This window comes from Actinacidiphila sp. DG2A-62 (assembly GCF_035825295.1).
Taxonomy (GTDB): domain Bacteria; phylum Actinomycetota; class Actinomycetes; order Streptomycetales; family Streptomycetaceae; genus Actinacidiphila.
The window spans coordinates 4,636,070-4,650,683 of sequence record NZ_JAYMGI010000002.1; the positions used below are offsets into that span (position 1 = coordinate 4,636,070).

The window sequence follows — 14,614 nt, forward strand, 5'->3', positions numbered from 1 at the left end:
CCCGGAGGCGGGCCGCCGCGCGGGCGGTGCGCGGGCGGTGCGCGGCGTGCGGGCGGTGCGCGGCGTGCGGGCGGTGCGCGGTTGCGGTTCGTACGGGCCGGAGCGTGGGAACCGCGCGGGCGGGCGTACGGGCCGCGCCGGCCGTACGGTCCCGCGGGCGGGCGACGGGTCGGGAGGACGGGCCGGGAGGCGGAGGGAGCCGGGCGTGCAGGTCGGTTTCGGTGTGCTGGGGCCGGTGGCCGCGTGGGACGCCGCCGGTGGCCCGATCGCGCTGAAGGGGCCGCGGCACCGCGCCGTGCTGGCCCGGCTGATCGTCGCGCGCCGCCGTGTCGTGCCGGTCGCGCGGCTGGTCGAGGACCTGTGGGAGGACGCGTGGGAGGACGCGTGGGAGGTCGCGTGGCAGGGCCAGGGACAGGCCGCATGGCAGGACCGGGCCGGTGATCTGACCGGCGGCCCGGTGGGCGAGGCGGAGCGCGCGGGCGGGCCGCGCGGCCGGACGGGGATCCCGGCGGACCCGGTGGGCGCGGTGCGCACGTTCGTCGCGGCGCTGCGCCGCGCGCTGGAGCCGGACCGCCCGCCGCGCGCGCCGGCCGCGCTGCTGGTCACCGAGGGCCCCGGCTACGCGCTGCGGGCCGCGCCGGACGCGGTGGACGCGTGGCGGTTCGAGCGGGAGGTGGCCGACGCGGCGGCCGGCCCGCCCGCGCGGGCGCTCGCGCGGCTGGACGAGGCGCTGGGCCGGTGGCGCGGCCCGGCGTACGCGGACTTCGCCGGCCAGGCGTGGGCCCGGGGGGAGCGCGCCCGGCTGGGCGAGCTGCGCCTGCACGCGGTCGAGCGCCGCGCGGAGGCGCTCCTCGCGCTCGGGGACGCGGCCCGGGCCGTCCCCGATCTGGACGCCCATGTGGCCGAGCACCCGTGGCGCGAGGACGCCTGGCGCCTGCTGGCGCTCGCCCTCTACCGCACCGGCCGCCAGGGCGACGCCCTCGCCGTGCTCCGCCGCGCCCGCACCCTGCTGGTCGAGCAGCTGGGCGTCGACCCGGGACCGGCGCTGCGCCGCCTGGAGGCGGACGTCCTGGCGCAGGCGCGGCACCTGGAGGGCGGCGGCGAGCCCCCCGGTCCTGGCGGGCCCGGTGGCCCGGGCGGGCCCGGTGGCCTGGGCGGGTCCGGTGGCCTGGACGGGCCCGGCGACCCCAGCGGAGGGCCGGGCAGTCCCGGCGGTCCCGGCGGCCGACGTGAACCAGGCAGCCCCCGGGAGTCCGGCGGTCCGGACGAGCCCCGCGGTCCGGACGAACCCGCCGGTCCGCGGGAGCCCGGCGGCCGGTCAGGGGAACCCCGCGGCCGGGGGGATTCCGTCGAGCGGGGGGATTCCGCCGGCCGGGGGGATTCCGTCGAGCGGGTGTGGGCCGGGGCGGCCGCCGCGTACGACCGGGCGGTGGGCGCCGGGGCACGGGCGCGGCTGGAGTCGACGGTCGGCCTGCTGCGCGACCTCGCGGTCACCGGCGGCCAGGGCCTGCGGGCCGCGCGCGCCCACCGCGTCGCCGCCGTCGCCGCGGCCGAGGAGCTGGGCGACCCCGAGCTGACCGCGCGGGTCATCGGCGCGTACGACGTGCCGGCGATCTGGACCCGGGTGGACGATCCGGAGCAGGCCGCGCGGGTCACGGCCGCCGCCGAGCGCGCCCTGGCCGCCCTCCCGCCGGGCGCGCACCCGGCCGCGCGGGCCCGGCTGCTGGCCACGGTCGCGCTGGAGTCGCGCGGCACGCACTCGGCGCGCGGCCCGCAGGCCGCCCGGCAGGCCGAGCGCCTCGCCCGCGACCTGGACGACCCCGCGCTGCTCGCCTTCGCCCTCAACGGCGTCTTCATGCAGACCTTCGACCGCACCGGGCTGGCCCCGCGCCGGGACGCGATCGGCGCCGAACTCGTCGACCTGGCCGCCCGGTCCGGGCTCGTCACCTACGAGGTGCTCGGCCGTCTCGTACGGCTCCAGGCCCGCGCCGGGCTCGCCGACTTCCGCGCCGCCGACGCCCACGCCGACGCGGCGGACCGCCTCGCCGCGCGCCACGAGCTGCCGCTGGTCGGGGTGTTCACGTCGTGGTACCGCGCGATGCGGCTCGCGGAGACGTCGGCGGCCGCGGGTCCCGGGCCGGGTTCGCCCGCGCCCGACGGTCCGGGCCCCGGCTCACCCGCGGGTCCGCGCCCGGACACGGCGGCGGCCGAGGCGGCGTACCGCGACGCGGCGGCGCTGCTCGACGGCGCGGGGATGCCAGGGCTGGAGCGCGGCCTGCTCCCGTTGGCCCTGCTCTGCCTGCGGCTGCGCCACGCCCAACTCCTGCGCGCCGACGCGGACATGGACCCCGACTTCGCGTGGGTCACGGGAGCGGCCACGGCGCCGCGGCCGGACGTGGCCGGGGGCGGAAACGGACCGGCGGGCCCGGAAGCGGACGCGGACGCGCGGACGGGGGCCGGACCCGACCCGTACCGCTGGTACGGCCCCTACGAGCCGTGGGCGCGGCCGTTCCTGCTGCTGGCGCGCGGGCGGCGGGCGGAGGCGGCTGCGGCGGTGCGCGAACTGCCCGATCCGCCCGGCGACTTGATGACCGAGGCGATGTGGTGCCTGGCGCTGCGCGCGGCGGTCGCGGTGGGGGACCGTGAGGCGGCGGACCGGGCCCGTACCGCTCTCGCGCCGGCGGCGGGCGAACTGGGGGGCGGCGCGAGCGGGTTGGTCACGCTCGGGCCGGTCGCGGCGCACCTGGAGGCGGGGTCGAGGCCGGGCGCCGCCCCGGCCGCGGGGTCCGGCGCGCCCGCGCCGGGCGGGGCGTGACGCGTCGCATCACAGCCGGGAGATCGCGAATGGCGGCGCGCCCGCGTCCGGCGGGGCGTGACCCTCGCCGTCAGGGCGTCGCCTTCTCCAACCGGGCGGTGAGCGCGGCGAGTTCGGCGACCAGCGCGGTGGCCTCGGCGCGGGTGAGGCCGGTGGCGGCGGCGATGGCCTGCGGGACCGCGTCGATCGTGGTGCGCATCTGCTCGCCCGCCGGGGTGAGCCGGACGATCACCGAGCGCTCGTCCTGCGCGCTGCGTTCGCGCCGCACCAGGCCGGCCGACTCCAGCCGGCGGACCAGCGGCGAGAGCGTGCCGGAGTCCAGGCGCAGCCGGGTGCCCAGCTCCTTGACCGACAGCGGGCCGTACTGCCAGAGCACGAGCATCACCAGATACTGCGGATAGGTGAGGCCGGACTCCTTCAGCAGGCTGCGGTACAGGCCGTCGTAGGCACGTGACGCGGCGTGCAGCGCGAAGCAGAGCTGGTCCTCCAGGCGCAGCGCGCCTCCCGCGGTGGGGCCGGCGGGGGCGCGGGGTCGGCGGTGGGGCCGGCGGGGGCGCCGCGTCCGCGGTCGGGAGGCTCTCGGGGGGAACGCCCGCCGCGGTCCGGGCGTCGTCGGCGGTCGGCTTCATGGGGCCAGTCTACGGCGGCATTCGGTTTTCCACAGTTCAGTTGCGCACAACTCAATTGCGTGCTTCACTTCTGGTGTCGGGTCCGGAACGGCCGGGTCCGCAGATGAGGGGAGACCCCTGATGGACGTCCTCTACACCGCCGCAGCCACCGCCAACGGCCGTGACGGCCGCGCCGTCAGCTCCGACGGCCGGCTGGACCTGAAGCTGGCCTTCCCGCCCGCCCTCGGGGGCGACGGCGAGGGGACCAACCCGGAGCAGCTGTTCGCCGCGGGGTACGCGGCCTGTTTCGCCAGCGCGCTCGGCCTGGCCGGCCAGAAGGCGAAGGTCGACACCAAGGACGCCTCGGTGACCGCGGAGGTCGGCATCGGCCCCGAGGGCGAGAGCTTCGGCCTGACCGTCACCCTGCGGGTCGAGGTGCCCGACAGCATCCCGGCGGACACCGCACGCGAGCTGGTCGAGCGCGCGCACCAGCTGTGCCCGTACTCCAAGGCGACGCGGGGCAACATCACGGTCGACCTCGTCGTCGAGTAGTCGGCGCGTGTCGTCGGCGCGCGCCCGGCGGGGGCGGGCGCCCGGGCGCTGGCGGCGGCCCTGGCACCCGGCCGGAGCGGCCCGCCGTCGCGACGCGCCCCGTCGCCGGGAGGCGGCCCCCCTGCTTCCCCTACTTGTTGCCGTGCACCGGGCCGACCTCGAGGTTCTGCACGCCGGGGCCGACGCACTCCTTGGTGTTCCACGGGATGTTCGTGGACTCGGTCTGGTTCGGCGGGTAGATCCGCAGGGTGGGCACGGTGGTCAGGTCGCACTGCGAGGGGTCGTAGCCGCCCACGCCGTTGACGGTCCGCACATCGGCGTACGCGTGGGCGTTGGGGATCAGCGTCACGACCGGGGTGGCGCCGCCGGTGCGGGCGGCGGCCTTGCCCAGCTGGACGTTGTGGGCCTTGACGAAGGACACGCCGGGGTAGCCGTGCAGCGTGCACGGCGCGCTCCCAGTGTTCTGGAAGACCAGCTGGAACATCGTGCTGCCCGCGCCGCTGTTGGTGCCCGTGGTCGTCGTCCGCAGGTGGCTGGTCGCGCACGCGGGCACGATGCCGCCGGCGGCGGAGCGCGGGCCCGAGGTCGACGACGGCGCGGCGCCGCCCGAGGTCCCCGAGCCCGAGGAGCCGCTGGGCGCGGACGCCGAGCCGGACGTCCCGGTGGGCGTGACGGACGGCGACGGCGCGGACGGCGCGGACGGCGTGGACGAGGCGGAGACCGAGGACGACGACGCGGCGTTCGACGCGTCGTCGTTCGACCCGCACGCCGCCAGCGCCAGTCCGGCGCCGACCAGCAGCACGGCAGCTCCGCCGCGGCGGACGTTCCTGAAACGCATGGTGGCCCTCTTCCCTGAGTGCAGTCAGTGACGCCCGGGGCGCCACTGACCATCCTGCCCACGCAGCGCCCCACCATGAACGAGCGTTACCACCCAGGGACAAAACCCCCACCCCCACGCGACATCCGTCGCCCCCGGGGCCCGGGCCGGCGCCTGGCCGCCCGGCCGGTCCCGAGTCCGGGCCCCACGCCGGCCGGTCCCGGGCCTGGGGAGGAACCGGTGCCCTCACCCCAGGTACGGAGCAGCGCGCTGTTCTAGAAAGTGATCCAGTCTCAGCCGCTGGGTATGGTGCATCGGCAAAGTGTCGATCTCGCTCGGCGCGACGAACCGGAGCTCCGTCGATTCATCGGATATGGCGAGGGATCCACCGATGATCCGGGCGGTGAAGCACACATTGAACTGTCGGCGCACTTCTCCGTCGCTGTACGCGATGATATGGCGAGGGTCCGTGTACGTACCGACCAGACCCGTGATCTCCACGTCCAGGCCCGTTTCCTCCTTGACCTCCCGTACCGCTGCTCCGGGCAACGAATCGGTCATTTCCATGCCGCCTCCGGGGAGCGCCCACAGACGGTTGTCCTTGCGCCGCTGCAGCAGCACGCGGCCCTCGTCGTCGGTGACAACGGCTGAAGCCGCGACGACCAAGCTGTTCGGTGCCGGTGATCTCGGGTCGTCGTAATATTCGGTTCGCGCCACTCCTCAGCCCTCCGGTACGGGTTTCGCCGTGCTCCAGACTTCGTCGAAACTCCTCGCATACCCGCTGAAGACTCCGCTCCCCTCCGCCTGTCGAAGATGCCAGACCGGTGCGGCGTAGGCGTTCACTCCCCATACGTGGGCGTTGACCAGCATCTGGTCGTCGGCGCGGTAGATGCTGTTGTACAAGGTGGTTCCGTGGGTTCGAATCTCGACCCCTGGAACGCCGAGGAGCGGACGGTAGTGCATCAACGCCAGTCGGCAGCGGGACTCGATGCCGTGGCCGAATGTCTCCTCCTGACCCCGCTGTTGCACGTGGGGACTGTCGGCGTCGCCGAGCGCGATCCTGATGGTGCATCCTTCCGCGGCCCGCTCGGCTAAGAGATCGTTGAGCCGCGGATACGCTTCGTGGAGGAAGACGGCGGCGTACACGAGAATCCCGATGGTCTCGCGCGCCTGTGCGAACAGGTCGATGAAAGCTGAAACCGGCAGGTCAGCGCGCTTCTCGTGCAGCGCGATCAACTCCGGGCTCACGGCTCGTGCCGCACGCGGCTGCCGAAGTTTCGGCCAAAGTGTGAACACGTCTTCCCCTATCGCCTCAGCGGCGCGGACGGCGGTGCGCAGGCGGGGGGTCCTGCCGAGGTTGACCCATCTCTCCACTGACTTCGGATCGACTTCCACCATTGCTGCCAGGCCGGCATGGGTCCAGCCCCCCGCCGACATGGCGGCCCTCAACCTCTCGTTCTGCACTCGGCCTCCCCCCCGAAGTCGCGGACGTTCGCGGGGACGTTCTGCCTGCCCTGGGACGTCTCCAAGTGTTCCGTGCCGGCGGTTCTCGTGTCCTCGTGTTCCCGACGATCCTCGCACGGTGAAGTCCCGCGAACACGCGAGCGGCGCGGGGCGCGACTGCCTGGAAATCGCCGAGTGGGTAGCTCAGCCGTGGGGGTGCCGGGATGATTTCTGAGCGACGCGGGCCGAGGTTCGCGTGGCTCGAAGTGACGGGATTGTGCAACGAGTTCTGCGATCACTGCTACGCGGACTCGTCGCCGAGGGGGACGCACGGCACCATGACCGTCGCCGCCTGGACGAACGTGATCGACCAGCTCTCGGAGATGGGCACGCTGGACGTTCAGTTCATCGGCGGTGAGCCGACGCTGTATCCGGACCTCCCGGAGTTGATCCGGCACGCGCGAGGCGCAGGGCTGTCCGTGGAGGTGTTCTCGAACATGTCGCACGTCCGGGACGAGTTGTGGGAGACGTTCACGGAATGCGGCGTTCGTCTTGCCACGTCGTACTATTCCGACGACGCCGCCGACCACGACGCGGTGACGAAGTTGCGCGGCTCCCACAAGCGCACGCGGCAGAACGTGCAGAAGGCGCTCAGCCTCGGCATTCCACTGCGCGCAGGCGTGGTTGCCGTGCGGGAAGGGCAGCGCGTCCAAGAGGCGGCGAGCGACCTCTCAGGGCTCGGGATCGGCACCGTCGGCGGGGACCGCACACGAGCATTCGGCCGGGCGGGCAGGGGCGCCGCCCCGGCTATCGGTGATCTGTGCGGACACTGCGCCCACGAGAAGTGCGCCATCGGTCCGACCGGAGACGTGTGGCCGTGCGTGCTGGGCCGCTTCCTCACCGTGGGCAACGTGCTGGAGTCGCGGCTGTCCGAGATATGGGGTGGGCAGCGCATGGCGGCCGTTGTCGCCGACATCGCCGCCGTCCACGGGCAAGGTGCGCAGACGTGCACCCCGCCGCAATTCCTCCCGATGTGCGGTCCGTGCGGTCCGTGCGTCCCGTCCGTGGGGCACTGCGACCCGAAAGAGGCAGGCGGCGTGGCTACGATCGAACCGCCCGCGTGACACGCTGAGATATCACCAGGAGAACGCCGATGGACGATCACGGGGACGATTTCGGCCGGTGGGACGCGGACCGCGGCGCCGGTGCCGTGCAGCGCACCGAGGAGGAGTGGGCCAGGGTCGCGGGATACATCAGGCACGCGGCGAACAAGGTCGGGCCGACGCTGCCGCTCTGCCTTCCCGGGGAACCGCAGGAGTGCGGCCGGAGCGCCCAGCAGCATGTCCTGGCGTGGTCGGCCCACCTCAAAGCCGTGGCCCATCACCTGATCGAACAGGCCGCACCCAGCGAGGCGCGGGCGGCACACGTCGCCGGTCCCCTCTACCAGCGGCGGCTGGCCGAGCTTCGCGCGCAGGACGTTCTCCTGCCCGCCCGGCGCTGACCAGCGCGCCTCCGGTCCTACGAGTCCCGCCTACCGTGACCGCGAGCCGCTGCGGGACACCTCCCTCGTCGTCGCCCGCGACGACGAGGGCTCGCCGCGGCGTTCCTCACCCCCACCAGGCGCTGCAGTAGGACACCCCGGAGTACAGGTGGATGGGCACGCCCGCCCGGTGCAGGCAGATCCGCGCGGACACCTTCTTGGCGTGGCTGTAGTTCCTGTTGAACGTCGTGTTGCTGATCGTCACCCGGGACCAGCCGCCGAGCGTGCCGTCGACCCTGAACACCCCTTCATCACGCCCTGGTAGTAGCCGTGGCCGACCGCCGTGTAGGTGTGGGTGATGTCGGTGTACCCGTTGTGTCCCCCGGACACCTGCGTCCAGAGCCTGGTCTTGTGGGTGACGGACGAGGCGGCCTGCGAGGCGGCCTGCGAGGCCGCCTGCGAGGCCGCCGGCGAGTCCCGGTGAGCGGTGGAGGCTCCCGCGTCGGTGGCCCCACCCACCATGAGGCCGCCGCTGAGTGCGAGTGCCGACGCGGCGAGCGCGAAGGCCCTGTGAGCGTTCATGTGCCGTTCCTTCCCCGTGGGTTCCGCGTGAGGGTGTTGTCGCGGCGCATGCCCTGCGCCGCGGAACAGAGTCTTCGCCTGAAGCACGTGCGATGCCTTGGCTGGGCGCGCCGACGTCTTGGCAGCGCGTGCCGGACCGGCCGCCGGCGAGGGTCCCCGCGCCGTGCGGACCGGTGTTTTGTCCGAATACGCCCTTCTCGTGGTGTCCTGGGTCGAAGAGAGCGGAGGTGATCGGACGGACCGGTGAGGAGACGGAACCGGTGAGGAGACGGAACCGGTGAGGAAGGCGACGGGCCGCATGCTGGAGACCCTGTTCGACAGTCAGGTCCTGCCGGGACCGGACCGGGTGGAAGCCTGGCGCGAGATCACGGCATGTGCCCTGGTCCCCAACGAGTTCAGTATCGACAGCGCAGCGCGGTTCCGCGCCTCACTGCGCGCCGCCCAGCTCGGTCCGGCCCAGGTGACGGCCCTGACCTACGCGTCCATGAGGTCGCGTCGGACACCGCGGCTGATCCGGCAGTCCGACCCGGAGATGTACGCCGTGGGCCTCATCGTGAGCGGTGAACAGGCCATCGCCCAGGCCCGCAGACACACCCCGCTGAAGCCGAGCGACCTCGTGGTGTACTCCACCTCCCACCCGTACGAGGCCTTCGTGGACGCCTCGCACAGCACGGCCGGCTCGGTGGTCGTCCAGCTCCCGCGAACCGAGATCCCGCTGCCGCCGAACCGGGTGGAGCGGCTGCTGGCCTCCCGGCTGTCGGGGCGGGAGGTCACCGGGCGGCTGCTGGCCGGGTTCCTCACCCAGCTGGCCACTGACCAGCAGGGCTCCTGCCGGCCCGCCGAGCGCCACCGGCTGGGCGGTGTCCTGACCGACCTGATCACCGCGTACCTGGCCTGTCACCTCGACACCGCGGACCCGACCCCCGGGGAGGCCCGCCGGCACGTGCTGTACCTGGAGGTGCTCGACTTCATCGGCCGGCGCCTGGGCGCCGCCGACCTCTCGCCCGGTGTTGTCGCCGCCGCTCACCACATCTCGCTGCGCACCCTGCACCGGCTCTTCCACGACCACGGCCAGGGGGACACCGCCGCCTCCTACATCCGCCGCCGGCGGCTGGCGCGTGCCCGGCGCGACCTGGCCGATCCCTCCCTGGCCGCGCGTCCGGTCCACGCGATCGCCGCCCGCTGGGGGTTCAAGCAGGCGCCCGACTTCACCCGCGCCTTCCGCGCCGCCTACGGCACCACGCCCACGGACTACCGGCAGGAACGCCTGCACGGCCAGGGCCGGCGGCCGTGACATCCCGCGAGGGAGCCCGTCCAAGCCGTCACGCCGTCCGCGGGGGCTCCTTCTCGCCCGTGACGATGTGGTGGATCGTGGCCAGGGGGAGCTTGGGAGTGCCGTCGGAGGTGAGGAGGCCGTTGGTCTCCTGGGCCGTGTCCTTGAACTGGGTGTAGCAGAAGCCCGCGACGAGCGGGCTGGTGCGCAGGGCGGTGAAGAGGTCGGCGAGCAGGGCCGCGTACTGGGTGTCGGAGCTGGTGCGGGTGTACGAGAACTCGCCGTCGTCCGCGCGCAGCGACAGACCGCCGAACTCGGTGATCATCAGGGGCGCGTCGCCCGCGGCGTAACGGCGGGTCTGCGTTCCGGTCAGCGACAGCCGGCGCCCCGCGGGGCCGGGGCCCGCCAACTGCGCGTCGAAACCGGCCGCTTCGCCGTAACGCTCGGTGAGCACCTGCGGGTCCGAGGTGTAGTCGTGGACGCCGAGGATGTCGCTGTCGGTGTGCTCCCAGCCCTCGTTGGAGACCACGGGACGGCTCGGGTCCACCGCGCGGGTCAGGTTGGCCAGCGCGATCGAGTAGTGCCGCTGCGCCGGGTCGGTGAGGATGTCGGAGGCGCCCCAGCTCTCGTTGATCGGCACCCAGGTGACGATCGACGGGTGGCTGCGGTCCCGCCGTACCAGCTCCAGCCACTCGCGGGTCAGCAACTCCACGGCGTGCGCGCTGAATTCGTACGCCGCCCCGGTCTCGCCCCACACCAGCAGGCCGAGCCGGTCGGCCCAGTACAGGAAGCGCGGGTCCTCCGCCTTCTGGTGCACGCGCACCGCGTTGAAGCCCATCGCCTTGATCAGCTCGACCTCGCGGCGCAGTTCGCCGGTGTCCCGCGCGGCCAGCAGGGTGTCCGGCCGGTAGCCCTGGTTGAGCACCGAACGCACGTAGTACGGACGCCCGTTGAGCAGGAACGCGCCGCTGCCGACGCCCGCGCTGCGGATGCCGACGTAGCTGTCGACGGCGTCGACGACCGCGCCCGCCGACCCGGTGGCCCCCGCCCCCGGCCCCGCGTCGACGACCGCGCCCGCCGCACCCGCCTCCCGCACGGTCACCCGCGCGTCCAGCAGCGTCGGCCGCTCCGGGCGCCACAGCAGGTCCTCGCGGTCGATGCCGTTGCCGAGCGCCGGCACCACCACCTCCAGGCGGACCCGCGGCGAGGTCACCACCGCCGAGGTCTCGGCGAGCACCCGCCCGGCCAGGCTGAGCACGACCTCCACCGACACCGGCCGCTGCGGGCCGCGCGCGAGGGTCACCTCGGCCAGCACGCCGCGCGCCGGGTCCGGCGTCCAGGCCAGCTCGGCGATGTGCAGCTCCGGCACCGTCTCGGCCCACACGCTCTGCCAGATGCCGGTGGTCCGCTCGTACCAGACCGCGTGCGGCCGCTCCTGCCAGTCCTGCTTGCCGCGCGGCTGCGCGAGGTCGGCCGGGTCGTCCTCGGCGCGCACGACCAGGACGTGCTCCGGCGCGCCGGGGCGCAGCGCGTCCGTCACGTCCGCGGTGAACGGGCTCTGGCCGCCGACGTGTTCGGCCACCAGGCGGCCGTCCAGCCAGACCCGGGCGCGGTGGTCGACCGCGCCGAAGTGGACCAGCGAACGCTCGCCGGCGCCGGGCGCGAGCACCGCGTGCGGGACGCGCAGCCGGTACCAGACCACCCGGTGCGGCGCCGTCTCCCCGATCCCGGAGGCGGGCGCCTCCGGCGGGAACGGCACGGTGATCCGCCGGTCGAACGGGTCCCCGGCAACGGTTCCGGCCGAAGCCGCCTCGCCCCCGGCTTCCGCCCCGCCCGCGAACCACCCCTCGCGCTCACCCGCGTCCGCGTCGTCGTATCCGAAGTCCCAGACGCCGTCGAGGCTGTGCCACCGCTCCCGGTGCAGCATCGGCCGCGGGTACGACCCGTCCTGCTGGCTCGCGCCCATGTGTCCCTCCTCCTGCCGCACCGGCAGCCGCCGGCCCGTCCGTTTCGCCTATGAGGTCGCCTGTGAAGTCCCACGAGCCCGCGCCAGGACGGCCTGTACACGACCGGCACCCGCGCCCGTCCGCAGCCCGTCCGCGCACCGGCCCGCAGCCCGTCCGCAGCCCGCGCCCGTCCGCAGCCCGCGCCCGGCCCACCGGGCCCGCGCCCGCGTCAGGGCACGCCGAACCGCCCGCCGAACCGCCGCCGGGCCGTGCCGCCCCCGGCCCGGACACCGCGCCGTACTAGGATGAGCCGCTGCTCGTGATGATCGGCCCGTTCATGATGAGTGATTGTTTGCAACGATGCAAGGACGGGTTCCGCGAGCGCGCGACGGGAGGAGGGGGACGCCATGGCCAGGGTGCGGATGCGCGACGTCGCCGAGCACGCCGGCGTCTCGGTGCGGACCGTGTCCAACGTGGTCAGCGGCTACACCCATGTGAGCCCGGCCACCCGGGCGCGGGTGCAGCGCTCGCTGGACGAGCTGGGCTACCGGATGGACTACCTGGCCCGCGGCCTGCGCTCCGGCCGCACCGGCTTCGTCGCGCTGGCCGTGCCCTTCCTCGCCGAGCCGTACTTCGCCGAGCTCGCCCAGGCCGTGGTCAAGGCCGCCGCGCGGCGCGGCATCACGGTGCTGGTGGAGTCCACCGGCGGCGACAGCGAGGTGGAGCGGCGCATCCTGTCCGGCGGCCTGACCAACGTCGCCGACGGCGTGCTGCTCAGCGCGCTGACCCTGCCCTCCGACGCGGCCGTGTCCGTGCCCGACTTCCCGCTGGTGCTGCTCGGCGAGCACAGCGTGGGCGACGGCTTCCCGCGGGTCGGCATCGACAACGTGGCCGCCGCGCGCACCGCGGTCGAGCACCTGCTGGAGCAGGGCTGCCGCCGCATCGTCGCGCTCGGCCGCAACGGCAGCGAGAACGGCCGGCAGCGCACCGAGGGCTACCGCCAGGCGCTGGCCGCGGCGGGGGTGCGCAAGGTCAACTGGCTGGTCGTCCCGGTCGACGACTGGACCAGGAAGCAGGGCTACGAGGCGGTGCGGCAACTGCTCGACGGCAGCGGGCCGCTGCCCGACGGGATCTTCGCGTTCAACGACGCGCTGGCCATCGGCGCGCTGCGGGCGCTGGACGCCTCGGGCGTGCGGGTGCCGCAGGAGGTCGCGGTGGCCTCGGTGGACGACGTCCAGGAAGCGGCGTACGCGCACCCGCCGCTTACCTCGATCGCACCGGACCTCGACGTGATCGCCGAACGCGCGCTGACGCTGCTGGACCAGCAGGCCGGCGCCGCGGACCGGCTCCCGGACGCGCCCGCCGACGCCCCGGACGCGCCCCACGCCCCGGCCGGCCCCGAACCCGCCCCCGAGCCGACCCCCTTCCGGCTCGTCGTACGCGAGTCCTCCCGCCGCCTGGACCTCGCCGACCAGCCGCAGCGCGCCAGCCAGCCGCAGCGCGCCGGCCAGCCGTAACGCGCCCGCAAGCGCCGCGCCCCCTGCGCCCGGCCGCCGCCCTGCCGTCGCGCGCCCGCCCGCCACCCGGCCCCGCGCGGCCCCGCGCCGCTCCGCGAGCGCCCCTGGAGGCGCCGCGCACCCCACCCGTTTCCCCCCGGGTTCCGCCCCGGCTATTGCATCGTTGCAAATCGTATGCGAGGGTTCCGGCCATCCGGTTCACAACGATGTAACGGGGTGAATGCCTCCATGAGCGGAGCGATGGCGCGCCGGCGGTTCCTCGGCCTCGGCGCCGGCGCGGTGCTGGGCGCCGGGCTGGCGGCGTGCTCCTCCCCGCTGGCCAGCGGCCTGGCCGGCGCGCAGCCGGACACCGCCGACGTGATCTTCTGGAACCTCTTCACCGGCGGCGACGGCGCCAACATGGTGCTGATGGAGCAGGACTTCCGAAAGTCCCACCCCGGCGTCAGCGTCGAGGCGACCATCCTGAGCTGGGGAAACCCGTACTACACCAAGCTCGCGCTGGCCACCGCGAGCGGTACGCCGCCGGACGTCGGCATCTCGCACCTGTCGCGGCTGCCGCTGCTGGCCGCGGCCGGCCTGCTGACCCCGGTCTCCGAGACCGGCCTGGCCGACCTCGGCGTGACGCCCGACCGCTTCACCCCCGCCGCCTGGCAGAAGGCGACCGTCGGCGGCACCACGTACGCGGTGCCGCTGGACACCCACCCCTTCGTGCTCTTCTACAACGTGGACCTGGCCCGCAAGGCCGGCCTGCTCAACGCCGCGGGCGACGGCCTGAAGCCGATGCGGAACGCCGCGGACTTCACCGACGCGGTCCGGGCGATGAAGGACGCCAGCGGCCGGTACGGCGCGGTCATGTCGATCACCGCCGACCCGGCCACCGCGTGGCGCTACTTCAGCATGGTGTACTCGGGGCTGGCCGGCCCGGTGGTCACCGACTCGGGCACGAAAATCTCGGTCGACGACGCGGCGATGCAGGAGGCGTTCGCGTTCCTGCAGAGCCTGACCAAGGGCGGCCTGATGCCCAGCGTGCTCAACGGCTCCGGCGCCAACGCCCTGTTCAGCACCGGCAAGGCGGGCTTCCTCTTCGACGGCGAGTGGCAGATCCCGTCCTACCGGCTGGTCAAGGACTTCCACTTCAACGTGGTGCCGTTCCCCGCGCTGCTCGGCCCCAAGCCGGTGGCGTACGCGGACTCGCACGCGCTGGTGATCCCGCACAACCCGAACCGCTCGGCGGGCCGCACCCGGCACGCCGCGCAGTTCGTCAAGAGCCTGCTGGACGACAGCGCGGTGTGGGCGCACGGCGGCCACGTGCCTGCCTGGCTGCCCACCCAGCGCAGCACGGCGTTCCTCGACCAGTCGCCGCAACGCAACTACGTCCAGGCCGCGTTCACCGCGCAGTACGACCCGCCGGCCTGGTACACCGGCGCCGGCTCGGACTTCCAGAACACCGTGGGCGCCACGATCATCGAGGCGCTGTCCGGGCGGACGAGCCCGAAGAAGGCGACCGCGGCGATGCGCGCGGACCTCAAGCGGTACACCACGGCCCGACCGCCGGTCACGATGAAGTAGGAGGCTGACCCG

15 protein-coding genes are annotated in these 14,614 nt (G+C 74.2%); 8 read left to right on the forward strand and 7 right to left on the reverse strand.

Annotated elements, in window-relative coordinates:
• The first annotated feature begins 205 nt into the window (after nucleotides 1-205).
• The gene (locus tag VSR01_RS20715; RefSeq protein WP_326450667.1) at nucleotides 206-2,815 is read left to right on the forward strand and encodes a BTAD domain-containing putative transcriptional regulator; all 2,610 of its coding nucleotides are present in this window, start codon (nucleotides 206-208) and stop codon (nucleotides 2,813-2,815) included.
• A gap of 70 nt (nucleotides 2,816-2,885) precedes the next feature.
• On the opposite strand, the gene VSR01_RS20720 is transcribed toward VSR01_RS20715, so the two are convergent.
• Nucleotides 2,886-3,197, reverse strand: coding sequence for a MarR family winged helix-turn-helix transcriptional regulator (locus VSR01_RS20720; protein ID WP_442785507.1), 312 nt, complete (start codon nucleotides 3,195-3,197; stop codon nucleotides 2,886-2,888).
• Nucleotides 3,198-3,564: 367 nt separating this feature from the next.
• Here VSR01_RS20720 and VSR01_RS20725 point away from each other — a divergent pair, with 367 nt between their 5' ends.
• Nucleotides 3,565-3,975, forward strand: coding sequence for an organic hydroperoxide resistance protein (locus VSR01_RS20725; RefSeq protein WP_326450668.1), 411 nt, complete (start codon nucleotides 3,565-3,567; stop codon nucleotides 3,973-3,975).
• Between the two features lie 130 nt (nucleotides 3,976-4,105).
• Here the strand turns inward: VSR01_RS20725 and VSR01_RS20730 are convergent, their stop codons facing one another.
• Complete coding sequence (locus VSR01_RS20730; protein ID WP_326450669.1) at nucleotides 4,106-4,459, reverse strand: DUF4232 domain-containing protein; 354 nt, start codon at nucleotides 4,457-4,459, stop codon at nucleotides 4,106-4,108.
• Here VSR01_RS20730 and VSR01_RS20735 point away from each other — a divergent pair.
• Entirely contained in the window at nucleotides 4,434-4,844 is a 411-nt protein-coding gene (locus tag VSR01_RS20735) for a hypothetical protein (RefSeq protein ID WP_326450670.1), read from the forward strand. The genes VSR01_RS20730 and VSR01_RS20735 overlap by 26 nt on opposite strands.
• Before the next feature lie 194 nt (nucleotides 4,845-5,038).
• On the opposite strand, the gene VSR01_RS20740 is transcribed toward VSR01_RS20735, so the two are convergent.
• Together VSR01_RS20740 and VSR01_RS20745 are read right to left on the reverse strand one after the other, a co-directional pair.
• Entirely contained in the window at nucleotides 5,039-5,509 is a 471-nt protein-coding gene (locus tag VSR01_RS20740; protein WP_326450671.1) for an NUDIX hydrolase, read from the reverse strand.
• Nucleotides 5,510-5,512: 3 nt separating this feature from the next.
• A complete protein-coding gene (locus tag VSR01_RS20745; protein ID WP_326450672.1) occupies nucleotides 5,513-6,256 on the reverse strand; it encodes a helix-turn-helix domain-containing protein in 744 nt (247 codons plus the stop codon).
• A gap of 203 nt (nucleotides 6,257-6,459) precedes the next feature.
• Here VSR01_RS20745 and VSR01_RS20750 point away from each other — a divergent pair, with 203 nt between their 5' ends.
• Together VSR01_RS20750 and VSR01_RS20755 are read left to right on the forward strand one after the other, a co-directional pair.
• The gene (locus VSR01_RS20750) at nucleotides 6,460-7,359 is read left to right on the forward strand and encodes a radical SAM protein (protein WP_326450673.1); all 900 of its coding nucleotides are present in this window, start codon (nucleotides 6,460-6,462) and stop codon (nucleotides 7,357-7,359) included.
• Between the two features lie 29 nt (nucleotides 7,360-7,388).
• Nucleotides 7,389-7,736: a hypothetical protein gene (locus VSR01_RS20755; RefSeq protein WP_326450674.1), complete on the forward strand. Its 348-nt coding sequence runs from the start codon at nucleotides 7,389-7,391 to the stop codon at nucleotides 7,734-7,736.
• Between the two features lie 106 nt (nucleotides 7,737-7,842).
• On the opposite strand, the gene VSR01_RS20760 is transcribed toward VSR01_RS20755, so the two are convergent.
• Together VSR01_RS20760 and VSR01_RS20765 are read right to left on the reverse strand one after the other, a co-directional pair.
• On the reverse strand, nucleotides 7,843-7,980 hold the full coding sequence (locus VSR01_RS20760) for a hypothetical protein (RefSeq protein WP_326450675.1): 138 nt from the start codon (nucleotides 7,978-7,980) through the stop codon (nucleotides 7,843-7,845).
• The gene (locus VSR01_RS20765; protein ID WP_326450676.1) at nucleotides 7,977-8,297 is read right to left on the reverse strand and encodes a hypothetical protein; all 321 of its coding nucleotides are present in this window, start codon (nucleotides 8,295-8,297) and stop codon (nucleotides 7,977-7,979) included. Before VSR01_RS20765 ends, VSR01_RS20760 begins: the two co-directional genes overlap by 4 nt.
• Nucleotides 8,298-8,574: 277 nt before the next feature.
• Here VSR01_RS20765 and VSR01_RS20770 point away from each other — a divergent pair, with 277 nt between their 5' ends.
• The gene (locus VSR01_RS20770) at nucleotides 8,575-9,591 is read left to right on the forward strand and encodes a helix-turn-helix domain-containing protein (RefSeq protein WP_326450677.1); all 1,017 of its coding nucleotides are present in this window, start codon (nucleotides 8,575-8,577) and stop codon (nucleotides 9,589-9,591) included.
• Between the two features lie 28 nt (nucleotides 9,592-9,619).
• Here VSR01_RS20770 and VSR01_RS20775 read toward each other — a convergent pair whose 3' ends face one another.
• Nucleotides 9,620-11,536: a glycoside hydrolase family 2 protein gene (locus tag VSR01_RS20775; protein ID WP_326450678.1), complete on the reverse strand. Its 1,917-nt coding sequence runs from the start codon at nucleotides 11,534-11,536 to the stop codon at nucleotides 9,620-9,622.
• A 387-nt stretch (nucleotides 11,537-11,923) separates the two neighbouring features.
• On the opposite strand from VSR01_RS20775, the gene VSR01_RS20780 reads away from it, so the two are divergent.
• Both VSR01_RS20780 and VSR01_RS20785 read left to right on the forward strand, forming a co-directional pair.
• Nucleotides 11,924-13,033, forward strand: a complete 1,110-nt coding sequence (locus VSR01_RS20780) for a LacI family DNA-binding transcriptional regulator (protein ID WP_326450679.1) — start codon at nucleotides 11,924-11,926, stop codon at nucleotides 13,031-13,033.
• Between the two features lie 228 nt (nucleotides 13,034-13,261).
• Nucleotides 13,262-14,602, forward strand: a complete 1,341-nt coding sequence (locus VSR01_RS20785) for an extracellular solute-binding protein (protein WP_326450680.1) — start codon at nucleotides 13,262-13,264, stop codon at nucleotides 14,600-14,602.
• Nucleotides 14,603-14,614: the final 12 nt, after the last annotated feature.

Bases quoted from the DNA above. Each gene is read 5' to 3' on its own strand.
- VSR01_RS20720 (WP_442785507.1), bottom strand. From the start codon at position 3,197: ATGCTCGTGCTCTGGCAGTACGGCCCGCTGTCGGTCAAGGAGCTGGGC.
- VSR01_RS20725 (WP_326450668.1), top strand. From the start codon at position 3,565: ATGGACGTCCTCTACACCGCCGCAGCCACCGCCAACGGCCGTGACGGC.
- VSR01_RS20730 (WP_326450669.1), bottom strand. From the start codon at position 4,459: ATGTTCCAGCTGGTCTTCCAGAACACTGGGAGCGCGCCGTGCACGCTG.
- VSR01_RS20750 (WP_326450673.1), top strand. From the start codon at position 6,460: ATGATTTCTGAGCGACGCGGGCCGAGGTTCGCGTGGCTCGAAGTGACG.
- VSR01_RS20755 (WP_326450674.1), top strand. From the start codon at position 7,389: ATGGACGATCACGGGGACGATTTCGGCCGGTGGGACGCGGACCGCGGC.
- VSR01_RS20765 (WP_326450676.1), bottom strand. From the start codon at position 8,297: ATGAACGCTCACAGGGCCTTCGCGCTCGCCGCGTCGGCACTCGCACTC.
- VSR01_RS20775 (WP_326450678.1), bottom strand. From the start codon at position 11,536: ATGGGCGCGAGCCAGCAGGACGGGTCGTACCCGCGGCCGATGCTGCAC.
- VSR01_RS20780 (WP_326450679.1), top strand. From the start codon at position 11,924: ATGGCCAGGGTGCGGATGCGCGACGTCGCCGAGCACGCCGGCGTCTCG.
- VSR01_RS20785 (WP_326450680.1), top strand. From the start codon at position 13,262: ATGAGCGGAGCGATGGCGCGCCGGCGGTTCCTCGGCCTCGGCGCCGGC.